Raw genomic sequence first — 19939 nt, forward strand, 5'->3', positions numbered from 1 at the left:
GCGCCGTGTTATCCAGGTGAGGATCCGGGAGGTGACCAGATGCTGATCGACACGAACGCCCCGCTGGCCCAGGCCGTCACGGAGGCCATCCGGACCGGGAACGCGGCGGCGCTTTCGGACCTGCTGACCGCGCACCCGGGCCTGGCCACGGCCCGAGTGGGCAACATGCGCACGACACGGACCCTGCTGCACATCGCCACCGACTGGCCCGGTCACCTGCCCGACGGGCCCCGGACCGTCGGCGCGCTCGTCGCCGCCGGCGCGGACGTGAACGCCCGCTTCACCGGCGCGCACCGCGAGACCCCGCTGCACTGGGCCGCCAGCTGCGACGACGTGCCCGTCCTGGACGCCCTGCTCGACCTCGGCGCGGACATCGAGGCCGACGGCGGCGTCATCGGCGACGGCACACCGCTCGCCGACGCGGTCGCCTTCGGACAGTGGAACTGCGCGCGACGCCTGCTGGAGCGCGGCGCCCGCACCACCCTGTGGCAGGCCGCGGCCCTCGGCGAAGCCGACCGCGTCGCCGCCCGCTTCATCTCCGACACCGACCGCCCCGGCGCCGAGGACGTCACCGCCGCGCTGTGGTGCGCCTGCCACGGCGGGCAGCAGGGCATCGCCGACTACCTGCTGCGACGGGGCGGTGACGTCAACTGGATCGGCTACGACCGGCTGACCGCACTGGACGCCGCCCACCGCGAGGGCCACCACACGCTTGTGACCTGGCTGCGCGAACAGGGGGCGAAGTCCGCCCAGGAGTTGGTCTGACGCCGGGTTCGGGCCGCGCCTCCGACGTGCGGGCGCCCACCGAGGGGTGAAGACTGGGACACGGCGGGGCGGTTCCGCCCTGCCGCGTATCGACACATCGGTACATCAGAACATCGATACATCGACACGAGGTGCGAACGGATCCGCGCACCACGCCCCCGCAGCCCGCCCGGACGTCAGGCGCCGTCATCCGTCCGCGGCTCAGCGTCCTGACACAGGGGAGCCCGGCCATGGGCGGCATCAACGGAACAGCACTGGAAGGTCTGCGCGAGGGGCTGCGGGGACCCGTGATCACGGCGCACGACCCGGGCTACGACGAGGCACGCGCGCTCTACAACGCCATGATCGACCGGCGTCCCGCGGCCATCGCGCAGTGCGTGGACGTCGCGGACGTACGGACCGTGATCGCCGCCGCCAGGGACACCGGCGTCGAGCTCGCGGTGCGCGGCGGCGGCCACAGCGGACCCGGTCTGTGCATGGTCGACGACGCGCTCGTCCTCGACCTGTCCACCATGCGCGGGGTACGCGTGGACCCGGCCAACGGCACCGCGCAGGTCGCCGGCGGCGCCCAGCTGGGCGACCTCGACCACGCGACCCACACCTTCGGCCTGGCCGTGCCGACCGGAATCATCTCGATGACGGGCGTCGCCGGCCTCACCCTCGGCGGCGGCCACGGCCACCTGACCCGCAGGTACGGCCTCACCATCGACAGCCTGGCGGCCGCCGACGTGGTCCTCGCCGACGGAACCTTCGTCACCGCGACCGAGGACGAGCACCCCGACCTGCTCTGGGCGCTGCGGGGCGGCGGCGGGAACTTCGGCGTCGTCACCTCGTTCACCTTCCGGCTGCACCCGGTCGACACTGTCGGCGTCGCGGCCACGGTGTGGCCGGTCGACCGCACACCCGAAGTGCTGCGCTGGTACCGGGAGTTCCTGCCCGCCGCACCGCAGGACCTCAACGGCTTCTTCACCCTGTTCACCATCCCACCGGGACCGCCGTTCCCCGAGTCGATCCACGGGCAGAAGATGTGCGGTGTCATCTGGTGCTACACCGGCGACCTGACGGACGACAGCATGGAACGGGCGATCGCCCCGGTGACCGAACCGGCGCCGCCCGCCTTCCACTTCGCCACGCCCATGCCCTACCCCGCCCTCCAGGGCATGTTCGACGAACTGATCCCGAAGGGCTACCAGTGGTACTGGCGCGGCGACTTCTTCGACGCGGTCTCCGACGCGGCGATCGACGTCCACCACAAGTACGGCGAGAACCTCCCCAGCGACCTGTCGCTGATGCACCTGTATCCCGTGGACGGCGCGGCCCACCAGCTCGGCACCGAAGACACGGCCTGGGCCTACCGGGACGCCGTCTGGTCCGCGGTGATCGCGGGCGTCGACCCGGATCCCGCCAACGCCGAGGCGATCAAGCAGTGGAGCGTCGACTACTGGACCGATCTGCACCCGTACTCGATGGGCGGCTCCTACATCAACTTCATCGGCGAGGGTGAGAGCACGGACCGCGTCCGCGCGACCTACCGCGGCCACTACGACCGGCTGGCCGCGATCAAGCACACCTACGACCCGGACAACTTCTTCCACGCCAACCAGAACATCCCGCCGGCCACCGGCTGACGTCCCCCGCCCCTTCGTTCACCCGGCAACACCGCCTGGGGTAGGGTCCCCACGGTGTTCGGCTACTCACTGGTAGGGCGCCGGTGCGGGGAGTGTCGGAGGGCGGCAGGGCGATGGAATCGCAGTTGGGCGAGGGCGCATCCGTGGGCGTCGAGGGCACGCGCCTGGAGGAGTTGGCCCCCGAACCCCTGCTGACCCGCGACTACGAGACACGCCCCTCGCTCGTCTACGAGCGGCTCAGGCAGCAGCACGGCCCCGTCGCACCGGTCGACCTGCTGGGCGTGCCCGCCTGGCTGGTCCTCGGCTACCGTGAGGCCCTGAAGGTCCTCCAGGACGACGGGGGCTGGCCCAAGGGCCTGCAGCACTGGCGGGCCCGCACCGACGGCGAAGTGCCCGCCGACTGGCCGCTCGGACCGTCCCTGGAGGTCAACCACGTACTGATCCAGGGCGGCCCCGGATACGGCTCGCTGCGCACGGCGTGGGACGCGGCGCTCAAGCCGTTCCAGGACCCGGGCCGCCCGCAGGCCAAGCGGCTCAAGGCCGCCGTCACCGCCTACGCCGACGAGCTGATCACCCTCGTCGGACAGGGCGGCGGCACCGGCGTCGCGGACCTGTCCGCGCAGTTCTCCCGGCCGCTGCCCCTGATGGTGGCCAGCCATCTGCTGGGCTTCCCCGGGTCGCAGGGCGACGACGCCCTGATGGACATGTGGCGGGTCCTGGACGCGGGGCCGGACGCCGAGCCCGCCCTGGAACGGCTGCTGGCCACCCTCGCCGAACTGGCCGCCGTGAAGCTGGAGAAGCCGGGCGACGACTTCCCCTCCCACCTGCTGGCCGCGCACCCCGGGCTCTCGCTCGACGAGCTGGCCCGTGAGCTGTTCATGCTGCTCGGCATGGTCTCCGACCACGTCGGCATCCTCATGTCCAACACCGTCGTCGACGTCATCTCGGGTGACGGCGGCGGCGTCCGGGCGAGCCTGTCGGCCGGGATGATCCGGGAGACCATGAACCGGGTCGTCATGCGCAAGCCACCGCTGGTGAACTTCGTCCCGCGCTTCGCCGCCGAGGACACCCCGCTCGGCAACTACACGATCCGCGCGGGCGATCCGGTGTGGGTGTCCGCCGCCGCCGCGCACGCCGACCCTCTGTTCGCCGACCATGTCGCGTCCGGCAGCACGATCAGCACCCGGGCGCATCTGTCCTGGGGCGCGGGCCCCCGTCAGTGCCCGGCCCGGGAGCTCGCCTCGACGGTCGCCGCCGTCGGCGTGGGCCGGCTCTTCGAGCGGTTCTCCGATCTGGAGCTCGCGCTCCCCGCCGATCAACTGCCGTGGCGCTCCTCGCCGTTCATGCGCGGCCTGCGCTCGCTGCCCGTACGGTACGAACTCGTCCCGGGGACCGCGCCCGGACGGGCCCCGGCCCTGCCGCCGGCACCGGAGCCGGAGGCTGCCGAGCCGGTGCTGCCCGACAGGTCCGCCCGGCAGCGCTCGTCGCTGTGGCGCTACCTCACGGGGCTGATCCGCTCAGGCCGCTGACCACCCCGGACCCGGCCGGGCGCACGGGCGGAACTGATCGACTGGAGGCCCGTCCGGCACCGGCGTACGGTCGAATGGTGGCGGGATCCGACCACCGAACCCCCGTCCACGGCGCGATGCGATGAGCAACCCGGAGCCGACCCCCGAAGCGCGGCCCACCCCGCAGGAGACGGAGCGGAGTGAGGGCCGCGGCAGCGGTATGGCGCTGCTGGTCATCGCCTCCTGTCAGCTGATGGTGGTGCTCGACATCACCATCGTGAACATCGCCCTGCCGGACATCCAGCGCTCCCTCGACTTCTCGACGACCAGCCTGTCCTGGGTGGTGAACGCCTACACGCTCACCTTCGGCGGACTGCTGCTGCTCGGCGGCAGGATGGGCGACATCCTCGGCAGACGACGGGTGTTCGTCTTCGGCGTCCTGCTGTTCGTCCTCGCCTCGCTGCTCGGCGGACTGTCCCAGAACTCCTGGCAACTCCTCGCCGCCCGCGCCCTCCAGGGAGTCGGCGGCGCCATCGCGTCCCCGACGTCCCTCGCCCTGATCAGCACGACGTTCCGCGAAGGACCGGAACGCAACCGGGCGTTCGGTGTGTTCGCCGCGGTCTCCGCGGGCGGCGGCGCGATCGGGCTGCTGATGGGCGGCATCCTGGTCGAGTGGCTGAACTGGCGCTGGGTGCTGTTCGTCAACGTGCCCATCGGGCTGCTCATCGTGCTCGCCACCCCGCGCTACATCCGGGAGTCCGAGCGCCACCCCGGGCACTTCGACATAGCGGGCGCGATGACCTCCACCATCGGCATGGTGCTGCTGGTGTACGGGTTCATCCGGGCCGCACAGGACGGCTGGCGGGACCCGCTCACGCTGGGCTCGTTCGGGGCCGCCGTCGTCTTCCTGATCCTCTTCGTGCTGGTCGAGCAGCGCTCCAGACAGCCGATCACACCCCTGCACATGTTCGCCGACCGCAACCGTGCGGGCACGTACGGCATCATGCTGAGCCTGGCCGCCGCGATCTTCGGCATGTTCTTCTTCCTCACGCTCTTCGTGCAGGACGTGCTGAACTTCAGCCCGCTCCAGGCCGGCCTCGCCTTCCTGCCGGTGAGCGCCGTGATCGCGGTGGGCGCGGGGCTCGCCTCCCAACTCCTGCCGAAGTACGGGCCCAAGCCGTTCATGGTGACCGGCGCGATCCTGGCCGCCGCGGGGCTCGGCTGGCTGACCCTGACCGACGTCGACTCCACCTACCTCGGCAGCATCCTCGGCCCGATGCTCGTCTTCAGCCTCGGCATGGGCATGGAGTTCGTCTCCCTGACCCTGATGGCGCTGTCCAACGTGACGGTCGCGGAGACCGGTGCCGCGTCCGGGCTGCTCAACGCCACCCAGCAGGTGGGCGGTTCCCTCGGGCTGTCCATTTTGGTCACGACGTTCGGTACGGCCAGCAACAACGAGGCCGACAAACAGATCCCGGCCTTCCTCTCCCAGGCGACCCCGGTGGAACGGCTGCGCTTCGAACGCACCGGGCAGCTCCCGGCGCAGTACGCCGACGAGATCCTCACCTCGGGCGTCTCCGCCGCTTTCATAGCGGCCGCGATCTTCACGGCGGTCGCCGCGGTGATCGCCCTGTTCGTCATCCAGGTCCGGCCCTCCGACCTGGAGCGCCTCCAGGGTGGCGGGGTGCCGCCGGCCTGAGGTTCGGACTGGACGTCTTTCGTTGGCACACCCGTCACCCGGCGCTCCTAATGTGCGCGCCATGAGAAGAATTTCGATCATGGTCAGTGCCGCGGTGCTGACCGCCGGCCTCGCCGTCCCCGCGGCGGCCCACCCGGGCGGAGCCGACTTCGGCCGCGCCACACTGACCGGCTTCGCCTCGCTGCCGGCCGAGACGTTCGTGCCGGGCAGCGAGCCGTCCGGCGCCGCCATCGGCGCGGGCCCCTTCAACGGGATCGCGGCGCCCTTCGCGCACCAGCCGGTGCAGGGCTTCAGCGGTGTCGTGAACCGGCGTGACGGCACCTTCGACGTGCTGTCGGACAACGGCTACGGCAACAAGGCCAACAGCGCCGACTTCCTGCTGCGCGTCCACCGCATCAAGCCCGACCTGCGCGGCGGCACGGTCAAGGTGCTCGGCGGCTTCAATCTGAGCGACCCTGACCGCCGTGTGCCGTTCCCGCTGACGCGGGCCGACCGGGTGTTCACCGGCGCCGACTTCGACGTCGAGTCGATCCAGCGGATGCCCGACGGCACGTACTGGATCGGCGACGAGTTCGGCCCCTGGCTGCTGCACTTCTCCGCGAAGGGCCGCCTGCTCCAGGCCCCGATCGCCCTCGACGGCGTGCGGGCCCCGGAGAACCCGTACCTGAACGGCGCCCAGCCGAACATAGCGAGCAGCAAGGGCTTCGAGGGCCTCGTGCGCTCCGTGGACGGCCGTCACCTCTACCCGCTCCTGGAGGGCACGGTGACCGGTGACACCCCCGGTGACCTGCGGTTCAGCGAGTTCGATCTGCGCCGGGGCAAGTACACCGGCAAACGCTACGTCTACCGCCTGGAGTCGACCGCGAACGCCATCGGCGACGCCATCGCCGTCGACCGGCACCGGTTCCTGGTCATTGAGCGCGACGGCGGGCAGGGCGACACGGCCAAGTTCAAGCGCATCTACCTGGCCGACACCCGCGACCGCGACGGCGACGGCCTGATGGACAAGACCCTGGTCGCCGACCTGCTGGACATCGCCAACCCCAAGGGGCTCGGCGGCTTCGGGGAGACCTTCCGCTTCCCGTTCCAGACGATCGAGGACGTGAACCTTGTCGACGACCGCACGCTCGCGGTCCTCAACGACAACAACTTCCCGTTCTCCTCGGGCCGTACGGCCGGCAAGGCCGACGACAACGAGTTCATCACCATCCGGCTCTCGGCCCCGCTGCACGCGGACAAGCGCGCCTTCCGCTGACAGCCGTGACACGGACGGACCGTTCGAGGGGGCGAGCGGTCCGGCCGCCGCGTGTGCGCCGTGGCGCCCAACTGCCGTCCATACGCCCGGAATCGCGGCGGCGCAATGTGATGACCTTCACCCCGGTGTGGCCGAAAGTGATGAATTCATTACGCAAGCAGTGCGTAAGGGACGGTAATTCAGACAACGCCACCAGTGGAGGTTTAAAGTGCAACCGTTCACCCTCAAGTACGCGTTTCCCGGCGGGATCGCTCAGGCGGTGACGCCGTACCACTTCGACCCGGCCCGGCAGCTGAACATGCTGCCCGACGGACGGCCCGCCGTCAGTGACCCGGACCTCCTGCTCGCGGTCGGCACGACGACGTCCACCGCCGGGTCCGCGACCCACTTCGACGACTGACGAACCGGCCGCGCATGACGGTTCTGATCCTGACGTCCGAGGAGGACGTGACCGCCGACATGGTGGTGGCGAGACTGTACGCGACGGGGACGCCCGTGCTGCGACTGGACCCCGCCGACCTGCCGGGCAAGGCGGTGCTGGCCGCCGACTACGCCCACGGCGACTTCGACGGTCACCTGTCGGTCAACGGGCATGTGCTCAGCATGGGCGGCCTGCGCTCCATCTGGGTGCGCAGGCCCGGCGAGCCGGCCGCACACGCCGCCAATCCCTCGCCGTGGCTGACCGCCGAGACCCGGCAGGCGCTGTACGGGATGCTCCACTCCGCCGCCGCACGGTGGATGAACCACCCCCGCAACGCCGACCAGGCCCGGCTCAAGCCCTGGCAGCTGAGGGTCGCCCACGTGAGCGGCTTCGCGGTGCCGCCGACCGTCTTCACCACGGCACCCCGCCTGGCACGGGAGTTCGTCGAGGAGCACCGGGAAGTGGTGGTGAAGTCCGCCTCGGGACCGCCGCCCGGCGAACCCGTGCTGACCCTGCCCACCACCCTCATCGGCCCGGACGCGGACTTCGCCGCCGTCGCGGCCGGGCCCGCGCTGCTCCAGCGGTATGTGCACAAGCGCGCCGACATCCGGCTCACCTGCGTCGGCAACCGGCTGTTCGCCGCGCGCAAGACGGCCGAACCCGGCCAGGTCGACGGCCGCTACGGCGAGACCGGGCACGCCTGGGAACCGGTCCCGGTCCCCGACCGCATCGGCAAGTCGGTGCACGAGTACGTCACCCTCGCCGGACTGGCGTACGCCGCCTTCGACTTCGCCGAGGACGGGGACGGCATCTGGTGGTTCCTGGAGTGCAACCAGGGCGGCCAGTTCGGCTTCGTGGAGCTGGAGACCGGGCAGCCGATCGCGGAGGAGGTCGCCCTGTGGCTGTCCCAGCGCAGGTCGGACCGCCGCGCCGGCGAAGGCCGTTGAGTGCCTGGACTACGTTGAGGAGCACCGGCCCGACGTGCGCCCGGAAGCCCGCCGTGGGCCATGGGCGCACCGGGACCGACGCACCGGCGGACCACGGGAGGAACGCGATGACCACGCGGCGGACGATCGCGCCGGAAGAACTCGACACGCTGGACCTGGCCGATCCGCGGCTGCACGCCGAGACCGACCTGTCGGCCGTGTGGCGCCACCTGCGACAGCGCCGGCCGGTCCACCTGAACCCCGCCACCGACACCGCCCCCGCCTTCTGGGTGGTGACCCGGCACGCCGATGTCACCGCCGTCTACCGCGACAGCGCCCGCTTCACCTCCGAGGGCGGCAACGTCCTGGAGACCCTGCTCGCGGGCGGCGACACCGCGGCCGGGCGCATGCTCCCCGTCACCGACGGGGACAAGCACGCCGGACTGCGCCGTGTGCTGATGTCGGCGTTCTCGCCGAGGGCGCTTGAGCCGATCGTCGCGAGTGTGCGGCGCACGGTGCAGCGGCTGCTGGAGGAGGCGCTGGACAAGGGCAGCTGCGACTTCGCCTCGGATGTGGCGGCCCGCATACCCCTCGGTGCGATCTGCGACCTGCTGGGCGTGCCCGACCGCGACCGGGCCCATGTGCTGAGCCTGACCTCCGCCGCACTGGGCTCGCACGACGCCGACAGCACACCGGCGGACGCCTGGATCGCCAGGAACGAGATTCTGCTCTACTTCGCCGAACTCGCCCGCGACCGGCGTGAGAGCGGACACTCGGACGTCATCGCCCTGCTCGCCGGCAGCGAGGTGAACGGACTGCCGCTCGACGACGACGAGATCATGCTGAACTGCTACAGCCTGATCCTCGGCGGCGACGAGACGGCCCGGCTGTCCATGGCCGGCGCCGCCCTCGCCCTGCTGGAACACCCCGGCCAGTGGCAGGCCCTCAAACGCGGCAACGCTCCCATCGGCACCGCCGTCGAGGAGATCCTGCGCTGGACGACGCCGGCACTGCACGCCGGGCGCACCGCGACCACCGACACCGAGATCGGCGGCCACCCGGTGCGGGCCGGCGACATCGTCACCGTCTGGAACGCCTCCGCCAACCATGACGAGCTGGTCTTCGACGCCCCGGGCGAACTACGGCTGGACCGCACCCCCAACAAGCACGTCACCTTCGCCCACGGCCCCCACTTCTGCCTCGGCGCCCATCTCGCCCGCGCGGAGCTCGGCGCCGTACTGGCCGGGCTGCGCGATCTCGTCGCGGAGATGGAGCGCACGGGTCCCGCGAGACCCGTCCACTCCAACTTCCTCAGCGGCTTCGGCGCCCTGCCGCTCACGCTGAAGGCCGCCTGAACCGCCGTACCGGCTACGCCGCCAGTTCCCTGCGGATGCGGTCCAGCATGAACGCCGAGGACTCCTTCGCCCGCTCCTCCCACGCGAAGACGCAGGCCGTGGCGACGCCGTCGAAGCCCAGCTCCCGCAGCGTGCCGAAGAAGGCGTCCCAGTCGACCTCGCCCTGCCCGATGTCCAGGTGCTGGTGGATCCGGGCCGTCGTGCCGGGCGGGTTGAGGATGTAGCGCAGGCCGGAGGAGCCCTTGTGGTTGAAGGAGTCCGCGATGTGCACGTGCTGGAGCCTGTCACCGGCGTAGCGCATCATCGCCGCGACGTCGGCACCGACCTCCGCGGCACCGGACAGATGGAAGGAGTGCGGGGCGCAGTAGAGGTAGTTCACCCACGGCTCGTCGATCGCCCGGACCAGGTCGACCGCAGGGGCGTTCTCCTCGCAGAAGTCGTCCGGGTGCGCCTCCAGGTTCAGAGCGATGCCCTCACGCTCGAACACCGGGAGCAGCTCCTCCAGCGAGCGCCAGAACGCGGCCTCGCTCTCGGCCGCGCGCTCGGGACGGCCGTTGAACTCGCTGTTCATGAGCGGACATCCGAGGTCGGCGGTGATCTCGATCATCCGCCTCCAATAGCGGACGGCCGCCTGCCGCTCCGTCTCGTCCGGCGAGGACCACTTGTACAACGGCAGTACGGAGGACAGCTGGACGTCGTGCGTGCGCAGGGCGTTCTTCAGCTCCGCGATCCTGGCGTCGTCGGCGCGCGGGTGCAGGAAGAACGGCATGAAGTCGTCGCGGGGTGACAACTCGATGTAGTCGTAGCCGAGTTCTGCGACGGTGCGCACCATCTCGTCGATGGGCAGCGCACGGAACATGTACGGGTCGAGGGCGATCTTCACGCGGCACCTCCGTAGAAGGCGGGACGGGGCTTGAGGTCGGTGGCGACGACGCGGCCCGAGCGAAGGGCCTCGACGGTCGCCGCGGTGATGACGGTCGCTGCGTAGCCGTCCCAGGCGGAGGGCCCAGTGGGCTCGTCGCCGGCGGCGACGGACGCGATCCACTCGCGGAACTCGGTGTCGAAGGCGTCCCGGAAGCGGCCCACCCAGTCCGTGAGGACCTCGGTGCTGTGCCGGGCGGCGGTGCGCACCCCGACGGCGGCCGGATCGGGCAGCCGGACGAGGCCCTCCTCGCCGACGGCCTCGCACTGGATGTCGTAGCCGTACCGGCAGTTGACGAAGACCTCCAGGTCGATTCGGACGCCCTTGGCGGTCTCGAACAGCATGATCTGCGGGTCCTTGAGGTGCGCGAACCGCTTGCTCGTGGAGCGCGGGGTGATCACCTGCGTGGAGACGATCTCGTCGTCCAGCAGCCAGCGCAGCACGTCGACCTCGTGCACGGCCGTGTCGAGGGCGGCCATCTCGGAGGTGTACGACTCCGGCACGGTCGGGTTGCGGTGGGCGCAGTGCACGATCAGCGGCTCGCCGATCCGGCCGGCGTCGATGACCTGCTTCATCTGCCGGTACCCGGCGTCGTAGCGGCGCATGAAGCCGACCTGCACCAGGCGCCGGCGGTGGGCGGTCTCGGCCTCGACGATCCGCAGACAGTCCTCGGCGGTGGTCGCGAGCGGCTTCTCGCAGAACACCGGCTTCCCGGCGGCGATGGCGTTCAGCACGTGCTCGGCGTGGGTCGGGCCCCAGGACGTCACCAGGACGGCGTCGACGTCGTCCGCCGCGACCACGGCCGCACCGTCCGGCAGCGCCCGGGCGCCGGCCTCGGCGGCGGCCTCCTCGGCACGGGCGGCGTCGATGTCGGTGACCGCGGTGACGCGGGCGCCGGTGACGGTGTCGGTGAGCCGCCGGATGTGCTCCTTGCCGATCCAGCCGGCGCCGATGACGCCTACACGTACAGTCATGGTTCTCTGTCCTAACTAGGAGAAGCGCGCCCGGAGTTCGGCTTCGAGGGATTCGAGCGAGCGGCCCTTCGTCTCGGGGACGTAGAGCTTCACGAAGGTGAGCGAGAACAGGCCCGCCACCACGAACAGGAAGAAGGTGTTGGAGATCCCGATGCCGGACACCAGCGACGGGAAGACCAGTCCGATCACGAAGTTGGTCAGCCACAGCACCACGGCCGCGACACCCATGCCGAAGCCGCGCATCCGCATCGGGAAGATCTCCGACAGCATCAGCCAGGTCACCGGCGAGATCGCGCCCTGCTGGAAGGCGAGGAAGGTGACGGTCATGGCGAGCACGGCGTAGGCCCGGCCGTCACCGGACGGCAGCACCAGCGAGAAGACCCCGATCAGCAACAGGGCCGCCGTGGTCCCGATCTGCCCGACCATCAGCATGGGGCGCCGGTCGACCCGGCCGAGCAGCCAGATGCCGACGAAGGTGGCCAGCACCGAGATCACGCCGTTGGCGATGTTGGCGGTCAGCGCGCTGTCGGCGGCGAACCCGGCGTCGGTGAGGATCTGGGTGCCGTAGTACATGATCGTGTTCACGCCGGTGATCTGCTGCACGATCGCGATGCCGAAGCCGATGAACATCAGCCTGCGGATCCACGGGGTGGCCTTCATGTCCTGCCAGCCGCCGAGCCGCTCCTGCTCCTCCTTGACGGCGAGCGCGGACACCTCGGCGAGCTCCGCCTCGGCGCGCTGCCGCGACCTGACCTGCCTGAGCACCTCAAGTGCTTCGCCGAAGCGGGCCCGGGAGGCGAGCCAGCGCGGGCTCTCCGGCATGACCAGCATGCCGAACCACAGCACCACGGCCGGGACGGTGGCGATGACCAGCATCCAGCGCCATACGCCGCCGGACTCGCCGCCCACCCGCGCGATGACCGCGTTTGACGTGAACGCCAGCAACTGCCCGCTGACGATCATGAGTTCGTTACGGGTGACCAGCGCGCCGCGCCGCTCGGCGGGGGAGACCTCCGCGAGATAGACCGGCACCGTCACCGAGGCGCCGCCCACCGCGAGGCCGAGCACGAACCGGGCCACGACCATGACGGCGGTCGTCGGTGCCAGCGTGCAGCCGAGCGCGCCGACGAAGAACAGCACCGCGAGGACGAGGATCGTACGGCGCCGGCCGCGCGCGTCCGACAAACGCCCGCCGGCCACGGCACCGAGGGCCGCTCCCAGCAGCAGCGAGCTGGTGACCATGCCCTCGGTGACCGCGGTCAGACCGAGGTCGTCCGTCATGTACGGCAGGGCGCCGTTGATGACGCCGGTGTCGTAGCCGAAGAGCAGTCCGCCGAAGGTGGCGATGACGGTGATGAGCCGCAGCCTGCGGGAGACCGCGGGCGGCGCGTCCTGTGTGACGGCGGCGGGAGCCTTGCCCGCGTCGTCCCTGACATCCATGGGCCGCCTCCTCACCGCTTGCCGGGTGTCTTGAGGGCGGGGCGCCGCGTCCCGGTCAGGCCGCAGCCCGCCAGGTGCTCACGCGTACCCACGGCGATGGGCAGCGGTACCTCGGGCGCGCACGGATACAGGTCCTGCTCGACGACCACGAACAACTCGGCATCCAGCAGGGCCAGTTCGCTCACGATGTCGGCGGGGTTCGGCACGCCCGCGGGCGGCGAGACGCACACGCCGCGCTTGACCGCCTCGCCGAACGACAGGTCCTCCGCCGCGACCCGGGCAAGGACGTCCGGGTCCATCTGCTTGATGTGCACGTACCCGACGCGCTCACCGAAGCGCCGGATCAGATCGACGTTGTCGCCGCCGCCGTAGGCGACGTGCCCGGTGTCCAGGCAGAGGTTCGTCCAGCGCGAGTCCGACTCGTTGAGCAGCCGTTCGATCTCCGGCTGGGTCTGGATGTGGCTGTCGGCGTGCGGGTGGACGACGAGCCGTACGTCGTAGTCGTCCAGGAGCAGCTTGCCGAGCCGGTCGGCGGCCTTGCCGAAGCCCGCCCACTGCTCGGCGGTCAGCTCCGGCGACTCGGTGAACGCGCCGGTCCTCTCGTTCCGGTACATGGGCGGGATGAGGATCAGGTGATGGGCGCCCGCCGCGGCCGTCAGCTCGGCGACCCGGCAGACGTGGGCGAGCGTCTCGTCCCATGCCTCGGGGCGGTGCAGCGCGCCGAAGGCGGTGCCGCCGGAGACCTTGAGACCGCGCGCGTCGAGTTCCTCCCGGAGCTGCAGGGGGTCGGTGGGGAGATAGCCGTACGGCCCGAGCTCCAGCCACTCGTACCCCGCCCCGGCGAGCTCGTCGAGAAAGCGGGTGTACGGGACCTGCCGGTCGTGCTCGGGGAACCACACGCCCCACGAGTCGGGGGCCGAGCCCAGGCACAGGTTGCCCGCGGTGGTGCGGAGCGAGGTTGGCGCCGTTGCCATGACAAGTCCTTCGGGGAGGGGACGTCAGGGGAGGAGTCCACGAATCTTCTGTCGCGCTCTACTAGCGCGCTCTAGTGCGAGTACGATGACCCTGGTCCAAATGTCATGTCAATAGCTTGTCGCCAGTGGATTTCCTGACCTGGCTAAGGTGAACGGCGTCGAAGGGTGGGTTCACAGGTGGATGCGGCAGGCCGTCAGCGGCCCACGATGGCGGACGTCGCCCAGAAGGCCGGCGTCTCCCGGGCGCTCGTCTCGATCGTCTTCCGGGGCCTGCCCGGCGCGGGCAGCGAGACCCGGGAGCGGGTGCTGCGCGTCGCCGACGAGATCGGCTACCGACCGGACAACGCGGCCCGGCTGCTCGCCCGTGGCCGCAGCCGCACGCTCGGCGTGATGTTCATCGTCCACCAGACCTTCCACACGGACCTCATCGCGGGCATCTACCCGGAGGCCGAACGGCTCGGCTACGACGTGCTGCTCTCCGGGACCACCCTCGGCCGCGGCGAGGACAAGGCGATCGAGGCCCTGCTCAGCCACCGCTGCGAGGGCCTGATTCTGCTCGCCCCCGACGCGGAGCCGGGCTACCTCGACGAACTCGGACACCGCGCCGCCACCGTCTCGGTCGCCCGTCGCGCACCCGGCGCCCACGTCGACTTCGTGCACAGCGCCGAGGGCAAGGGCGTACGCCAGGCCATGGATCACCTCGTGGAGCTGGGCCACCGCCGGATCGTGCACATCGACGGCGGGCGCGGCCCCGGTTCCGCCGAGCGGCGGCGCGCCTACCGGGCCGCGATGCGCCGGCACGGGCTGGAGGCCGAGCAGCGGGTCATTCCCGGCACCCACACCGAGGAGTCGGGCATCGAGACGGGCCGCACGCTGCTGGCGGAGCGCGACCGGGGGCTGCCCCTGCCGACCGCGGTCCTCGCCGGCAACGACCGTTGCGCCATGGGCCTGTTGATGTCCCTGACGCGATCCGGCGTAGAGGTCCCGCGCGACATGTCCGTCGTCGGCTACGACGACAGCCACCTGTCCCACCTGATGCCGATCGGCCTGACCACCGTCCGCCAGGACGCGGTCCTGCTGGCCGAACACGCCGTGCGCTTCGCCGTGGAGCGGCTGGAGGACCCGGAACTGAAGCCGCGGGAGGCCGTGCTGGACCCCAAGCTCGTCGTGCGCGGCACGAGCGGGCCGGCCCCGCAGGAGCCGGCCCGCTGACGAACGGCGGCGAGGCCGGCCGTGCCCGTCGCGGTCACGGCCGGCCCCGCCTGTCCCGGTACGCGCCTAGCGCGTGCCCTTCGCGGCGAACTCGGCGACCGCGTCGACGTTCTCCTTGGTGATGAAGGCGGGCCCGGTCAGCACCGGAGCGCTGCCGCCGCCGCTGAAGTTGCCGTTGGTCCGGTACAGCCACAGCGAGTCGACCGCCAAGTAGCCCTGGAGATAGGGCTGCTGGTCGACGGCGAACTCGACCTTGCCGTCCTGGACGGCCGTCACCAGCTCCTTGTTGAGGTCGAACGTGGCGACCTCGGCCTTGCTGCCCGCGTCGGACACCGACTGCACCGCGGTCAGCGCGAAGGGCGCGCCCAGCGTCACCACCTGGTCGATGGAGGAGTCCTGCTGGAGCTTGGCGGTGATCGTCGACTTCACGGACGGCATGTCGGTGCCGTTCACATAGAGGTTGTCCGTCCTGCCCTTGAACCCCTTCTTCAGACCGGCGCAGCGGGCCTCGAGGGCGACATGGCCCTGTTCCTGGATGACACACAGCGCGTGCTTGGCGCCGGTCTCGCCCAGCCGCTCGCCGAAGGCCGCGCCGGCGATGTTCTCGTCCTGGCCGAAGTACTCGAGCATGCCGAGCTCCTTCCAGTCGTCCAGGCCGGCGTTGAAGCCGACGACCGGGATGCCGGCCGCGGTGGCCTTGGCGATCACGGCCTTCATCGCGCTCGGCTTGGCCGCGGTCAGGGCGATGCCGTCGACCTTCTGGTCGATGGCGTTCTGCACGAGGTTGGCCTGGTTGCCGGCGGTCGGGTCGCTGGAGTAGACGAGCTTGACGTTGTCCTTGGCGGCGGCGGCCTCGGCGCCCTTGCGGATCAGGTCCCAGAAGGTGTCACCGGGCGCCGCGTGGGTGATCATGGCCACGGTCATCCGGGGAGTGGTGGCCTTGCCCGCCGCGGTGTCGCCGGAGCCCTCCTCGGACTCCTTCCCGCCGGAGCCGCTGGAGCATCCCGCGGCGAACAGGGCGGCTGCCAGGGCGGCGGCCGTCAGGCCGACGGCTCGGTGGTGTCTGCGCATGTCCCATGCACCTCGCTGTGCTGATCGGGGCGGGTTCTCAGGTGGGGGGAGGGTCATGGGTTCCGCCCGCCGATAAGGGTTGGAGCGCTCCACTAGCGCGCTCTAGTGGCAGGAACTATGCGGCCGTCCGCAGGTGATGTCAATGGGTTTGTCAGGACGTATCGACAAGGCCGAGGTGGCGGGGTGCGTCGGCTCTCTCGGGCGGGGGAAATCCCGGCGGCGAGTCTCGAGGGCGACACACCGCCACCCCGCCTCGACGAGACGGGGTGGCGGTGGCAGTGGCGGTGCGGTGGCCGGGGCGGCCTACGGCTCAGGCGGGCCGTATCGCGCTGTGGATCGCGGCCTCTCCGGCGTACTGGATCGACTCCTCGCGTACGAGTACTCCGGGTCCCGGGGCGTGGATCATCATGCCGTTCCCGGAGTAGATCCCGACGTGCCCGGCGTGGAAGAGGACCAGGTCGCCGAGTTCGAGCCGGGTCAGGTCGACACCCTGCCCCGCCGTCGCCTGCTCCGGGGCCGTGCGCGGGAGCGTGATGCCGGCGGCCCTCCAGGCGGCCTGGGTGAGACCCGGACCGTCGAACGCCTCGGGGCCGGTCGTGCCCCAGACACAGGGCTTGCCCACCTGGGCGCGGGCGAACTCCAGGGCCCGGATGGCGCGGGTGTCGTGCGATGCCGTCGATGTGAGGGGGGTGGTGGCGGTCGTCGCCGTGACGTCCGCCGGAGCGGGCGGTGGCGTGACCGTGAGGGTGCCGAGATACGGGTCCCTGATGGTGTCCGGGCCAGCGGTCTGCGGCGCGGCCGTGGTGACGGTGCCGAGGTACGGGTCCGTGACGGTGGCCGGTGTCGCGGCCGTGGTCAGGGTGCCGAGATAGGGGTCCGTGATGGTGGTCGTCAGGGGGTCGGTCGTCTGGGCTGCCAGTGCGGTCGCCGGCTGGGCCGTGGCGCCGGGCGGGACGGTGGTGAGGTCGGCGGCCGACTGCGCTTGCAGGGCCTGCCAGCGGTCGTCCGCGGAGGGCTGGGCCTGCGTGTTGCCCCACGTGTCGGAGGGCAGCGCCGCGATCGCCGCCGGGGCCGCGCTCTGTCCCGTGGTGTACCCGGACAGCAGCTCGCGGGCCCGGTCGAGCTTGCGCCGGTTCTGCTCCTTGGTCGTCCGCAGCGAGTCCCGCGTCTGCGGATCGGCCGCGGAGTCGACGCCCGGGACGGCTGCGGAGGCCGAGCCGGTCCCCGCCGGCAGGGCGAGGGCGGCCGGCATGACCTGGGTGGCCTGGAGATCCGCCGGAGTCGAGGGCACGGCCGGCAGAGCGGCGACGGGACCGGCGGTCAGCTCGGCGAGCGGAGCCGCCCCGGTGCCGCGACCGGACGTCAACTCCCTGGCCGGCGCGGCCGGCAGGGCCAGCGGTGCTCGACCTGTCGACTCACGTGCCGGGGAGAGGTCCTGCATCGCACGCGCGAGCCTGCGTTCGACGGGACGGTCCGGCGTCCGGTCGCGGGGCAGGGCGGCCGGCACGGTCGGACCGAGCCTTGCGCGCGCCATGTCGAACCACTGCCGGCTGACGTTGTCGAGCGCGGGGTCGCTGCGATTGCCCTCGCTCGCCCGGATCCCGCCGTTCCCCGGCCCGGGGCCCCGCTTGCGCGGCCCGGTCGACGCGGCGCGGGTGGCGTTGAAGGTTCCCGAGTCGGACTCGGCCCGGTCGTACAGGGAGGTGATCCGGCGGCTGACTTCCTCACGGCTGGGTGCCTCGTCCGAGGACGAGGGAGCGGCGCCCGCCGTCTGGCCGAGCAGCGCCACCGAGGTGAGGGCCGCCGACGCGAGTGCGGAGTTGCGCATGCCGGGCAGGCTGAGAGCCCCCGGCCGCGCGGTGCCTTCCGGCGCCATGGGCGACGTACTCCTTCCGTACTCCGCCTACCGAGTTAGCTGACGGGTTCGGGCGGTCGGTCCGGAAGGTGTGCCCTACGGCCTGTGCCCCGAAGGGCAGTCGGCCGATTCACCCCAAGTTCGGTTGGGTCCCCGGCTCCGGTGAACCTCTTTGAGCGCACCGGACTCGGCGGAGGCCGCGCGTCCCGGCGGGGTTCGCCGGAGGTCGTCGTGCGGCCTGATCCGTAACCTAGCCAACTTGTGCGCCTCCCGTGAAGGTTGAGGCGTTAAATGTCCGATACGTATTTGTGACCTGCGACGCTTATGAGGGAGCGGCGGCCCGGTTCACTTCGCGGTGCGTCGGCGCCGCCACGCTTCGTAGTGATCCAGCACCGTCTGCTCGATCGGGCGGTAGGTGATGCCCAGTTCGTTCACGCTGCGGCTGTTGTCGACGCGGAACCGGATGCCGAGGTGTTTTCGGATGTAATCCTGCGTCAGGCCGAAGGCGGGGCCGAGGATCCGTACCGGCCAGTGCGGGAGCGCGGTGCGCGGCAGCCGGACGTCGCGGGGGTGGCGGGTCCGCAGGATGCGGGACATCTCGTGGAACGACGTCATGGTCTCGGCGGCGACGATGTAGCGGCCCTCGGCGTCCGGGTTCTCGGCGGCCGCGATGTGCGCGTCGGCCACGTCACGCACGTCCGCCGTGGTGAAGCTGAAGTCCGGGGCGCCGTAGAAGAAGTAGCCCTGGAACAGCTCCTGGAGCAGGAACAGGCTGCCCGACTCGGAAGCCGGTGTCAGGGAAGGGCCCAGGATCAGGCCGGGGTTGACCGACACCAGGCGCCAGCGGGCCTGGGCCGACTCCGCGTCCCGGGCGGCGCGCTCCGCGAGCGTCTTGGCGTAGTGGTACGGGTTGTTCTCCACCGTGCTGGTGGTGTTGAAGTACCGCTCCGAGAGAACCCCGTCGTCCATCTTCAGGACGTCCGCGTAGTCGCCGAAGATCGTGCCCACGGTGGAGGTGAGCACGAGCCGCTCGACCGTGGGCGTCCGCTCGACGGCCGCCAGCACATTGCGGGTGCCGAGCAGGGCCGGATCCACCATCTCCCGGCGGCCGTCCTTGATCTTCTCCGGCATGCGGAACGGCGACGCCACATGGAACACCGTCCGGCAGCCGGTCATCGCCTCGTCGAAGGCGCCCTCGGTCAGCAGGTCCGCCTCGAACAGGGACAGCCGGCCGGGGTGCGCGTCCTGCATCTCACGCAGCGGCCGCACCTTGGTCGTCGCGGCCGTGCTGCGCACGGTGGCGTGGACGCTGTGGCCGCGCTCCAGGAGCCGGTGCACCAGATGACTGCCGACGAACCCGCTGCCGCCGGTCACCAACACGGCTGCCGAACCGTCCGAGCCCACGCCCTCACCCCTCACGTCCCGCGGTCGGGGGTCACCTTATGGCGCCCCGTCGCCGGCGCGGCAGACACGGTGCGTACCCGGTTGGGTGCGGTAAGGGGCGGTCCCCGGAGGCGAGGTTGACGGGCGGGATCGGGTCACCCCCGGAAAACCGGCCAAGGAGAGTTGTGTGCGACTCGGGGAGGTCGTACGTACGTGCGACCAGCCGAACGGCGGGAGCGAGGGGCTTCCGACGTGCGTCGGACCCCGGCGGGCGTTCCGTCGCGGGACCCGCTGTGCGGGATCTGTGAACCACCTGGCCGGGGCGCGCAGGCATGGTGTGCGGATGCCGCGAGGGCGCCTTCACCAAACCCCCTCCTGTGGTGGCCGGAAGGTGCCTTGTTCCGTCAACTTCGCACGCATCAAGGTGGATTGAGCACTTGAGCATCAGGAGTCACAAGCGCATTGCTTGGCCCGGACGGCCGACAAGTCCGGGGTCTGACGGGGGAACTGATGCGGTGTGCGCAGCCGTCGCCGTCGACCCGCGGGGGCCG

Annotated in this window: 16 protein-coding genes and 1 riboswitch; of the genes, 9 read left to right on the forward strand and 7 right to left on the reverse strand. The window is 71.1% G+C overall.

Annotation, left to right across the window (positions count from 1 at the left end; all coding sequences use genetic code 11):
• Positions 1-39: 39 nt before the first annotated feature.
• The 8 genes from CP983_RS38015 to CP983_RS38050 all read left to right on the forward strand — a co-directional run bounded on the left by CP983_RS38015 (position 40) and on the right by CP983_RS38050 (position 9557).
• Positions 40-765: an ankyrin repeat domain-containing protein gene (locus tag CP983_RS38015; protein ID WP_150504714.1), complete on the forward strand. Its 726-nt coding sequence runs from the start codon at positions 40-42 to the stop codon at positions 763-765.
• Between the two features lie 230 nt (positions 766-995).
• Complete coding sequence (locus tag CP983_RS38020; RefSeq protein WP_185843948.1) at positions 996-2393, forward strand: FAD-binding oxidoreductase; 1398 nt, start codon at positions 996-998, stop codon at positions 2391-2393.
• Between the two features lie 113 nt (positions 2394-2506).
• Positions 2507-3922, forward strand: a complete 1416-nt coding sequence (locus CP983_RS38025) for a cytochrome P450 (RefSeq protein ID WP_150504716.1) — start codon at positions 2507-2509, stop codon at positions 3920-3922.
• Between the two features lie 199 nt (positions 3923-4121).
• Positions 4122-5600 carry an MFS transporter gene (locus CP983_RS38030; protein ID WP_107911843.1) on the forward strand — a complete coding sequence of 493 codons (1479 nt, stop codon included), beginning with the start codon at positions 4122-4124 and terminating at the stop codon, positions 5598-5600.
• Positions 5601-5661: 61 nt separating this feature from the next.
• Positions 5662-6855, forward strand: a complete 1194-nt coding sequence (locus tag CP983_RS38035; protein WP_229914838.1) for an esterase-like activity of phytase family protein — start codon at positions 5662-5664, stop codon at positions 6853-6855.
• Positions 6856-7063: 208 nt separating this feature from the next.
• Positions 7064-7255 carry a putative ATP-grasp-modified RiPP gene (gene tgmA, locus CP983_RS38040; protein ID WP_107911840.1) on the forward strand — a complete coding sequence of 64 codons (192 nt, stop codon included), beginning with the start codon at positions 7064-7066 and terminating at the stop codon, positions 7253-7255.
• 14 nt (positions 7256-7269) lie between these two features.
• Positions 7270-8223, forward strand: coding sequence for an MvdC/MvdD family ATP grasp protein (locus CP983_RS38045; RefSeq protein ID WP_107911837.1), 954 nt, complete (start codon positions 7270-7272; stop codon positions 8221-8223).
• Between the two features lie 107 nt (positions 8224-8330).
• Positions 8331-9557, forward strand: coding sequence for a cytochrome P450 (locus tag CP983_RS38050; RefSeq protein ID WP_150504718.1), 1227 nt, complete (start codon positions 8331-8333; stop codon positions 9555-9557).
• Positions 9558-9570: 13 nt separating this feature from the next.
• Here the strand turns inward: CP983_RS38050 and CP983_RS38055 are convergent, their stop codons facing one another.
• From CP983_RS38055 to CP983_RS38070, 4 genes are read right to left on the reverse strand one after another with little or no spacing between them, the layout of a single operon-like run.
• A complete protein-coding gene (locus tag CP983_RS38055) occupies positions 9571-10440 on the reverse strand; it encodes a sugar phosphate isomerase/epimerase family protein (protein WP_150504720.1) in 870 nt (289 codons plus the stop codon).
• Entirely contained in the window at positions 10437-11453 is a 1017-nt protein-coding gene (locus tag CP983_RS38060; RefSeq protein WP_150504722.1) for a Gfo/Idh/MocA family oxidoreductase, read from the reverse strand. The genes CP983_RS38055 and CP983_RS38060 overlap by 4 nt, the downstream gene beginning before the upstream one ends.
• 15 nt (positions 11454-11468) lie before the next feature.
• On the reverse strand, positions 11469-12893 hold the full coding sequence (locus CP983_RS38065) for a sugar porter family MFS transporter (RefSeq protein WP_150504724.1): 1425 nt from the start codon (positions 12891-12893) through the stop codon (positions 11469-11471).
• 11 nt (positions 12894-12904) lie between these two features.
• A complete protein-coding gene (locus CP983_RS38070; RefSeq protein ID WP_150504726.1) occupies positions 12905-13867 on the reverse strand; it encodes a TIM barrel protein in 963 nt (320 codons plus the stop codon).
• 207 nt (positions 13868-14074) lie between these two features.
• Between CP983_RS38070 and CP983_RS38075 the strand changes: the two genes are divergently transcribed.
• Positions 14075-15079 carry a LacI family DNA-binding transcriptional regulator gene (locus tag CP983_RS38075; RefSeq protein ID WP_150507106.1) on the forward strand — a complete coding sequence of 335 codons (1005 nt, stop codon included), beginning with the start codon at positions 14075-14077 and terminating at the stop codon, positions 15077-15079.
• A gap of 66 nt (positions 15080-15145) precedes the next feature.
• Here CP983_RS38075 and CP983_RS38080 read toward each other — a convergent pair whose 3' ends face one another.
• From CP983_RS38080 to CP983_RS38090, 3 genes are all read right to left on the reverse strand, one after another.
• Positions 15146-16150 (reverse strand): sugar ABC transporter substrate-binding protein, encoded by a 1005-nt coding sequence (locus CP983_RS38080; RefSeq protein ID WP_150504728.1) that lies wholly within the window; start codon positions 16148-16150, stop codon positions 15146-15148.
• Positions 16151-16460: 310 nt separating this feature from the next.
• Entirely contained in the window at positions 16461-18026 is a 1566-nt protein-coding gene (locus tag CP983_RS38085; RefSeq protein ID WP_229914837.1) for a C40 family peptidase, read from the reverse strand.
• Between the two features lie 8 nt (positions 18027-18034).
• A riboswitch (cyclic di-AMP (ydaO/yuaA leader) is annotated at positions 18035-18208 on the reverse strand.
• A gap of 142 nt (positions 18209-18350) precedes the next feature.
• Positions 18351-19409 carry an NAD-dependent epimerase/dehydratase family protein gene (locus tag CP983_RS38090; RefSeq protein ID WP_150504730.1) on the reverse strand — a complete coding sequence of 353 codons (1059 nt, stop codon included), beginning with the start codon at positions 19407-19409 and terminating at the stop codon, positions 18351-18353.
• Positions 19410-19939 lie beyond the last annotated feature (530 nt).

The sequence above is a fragment of the Streptomyces chartreusis genome, assembly GCF_008704715.1.
Lineage (GTDB): Bacteria > Actinomycetota > Actinomycetes > Streptomycetales > Streptomycetaceae > Streptomyces > Streptomyces chartreusis.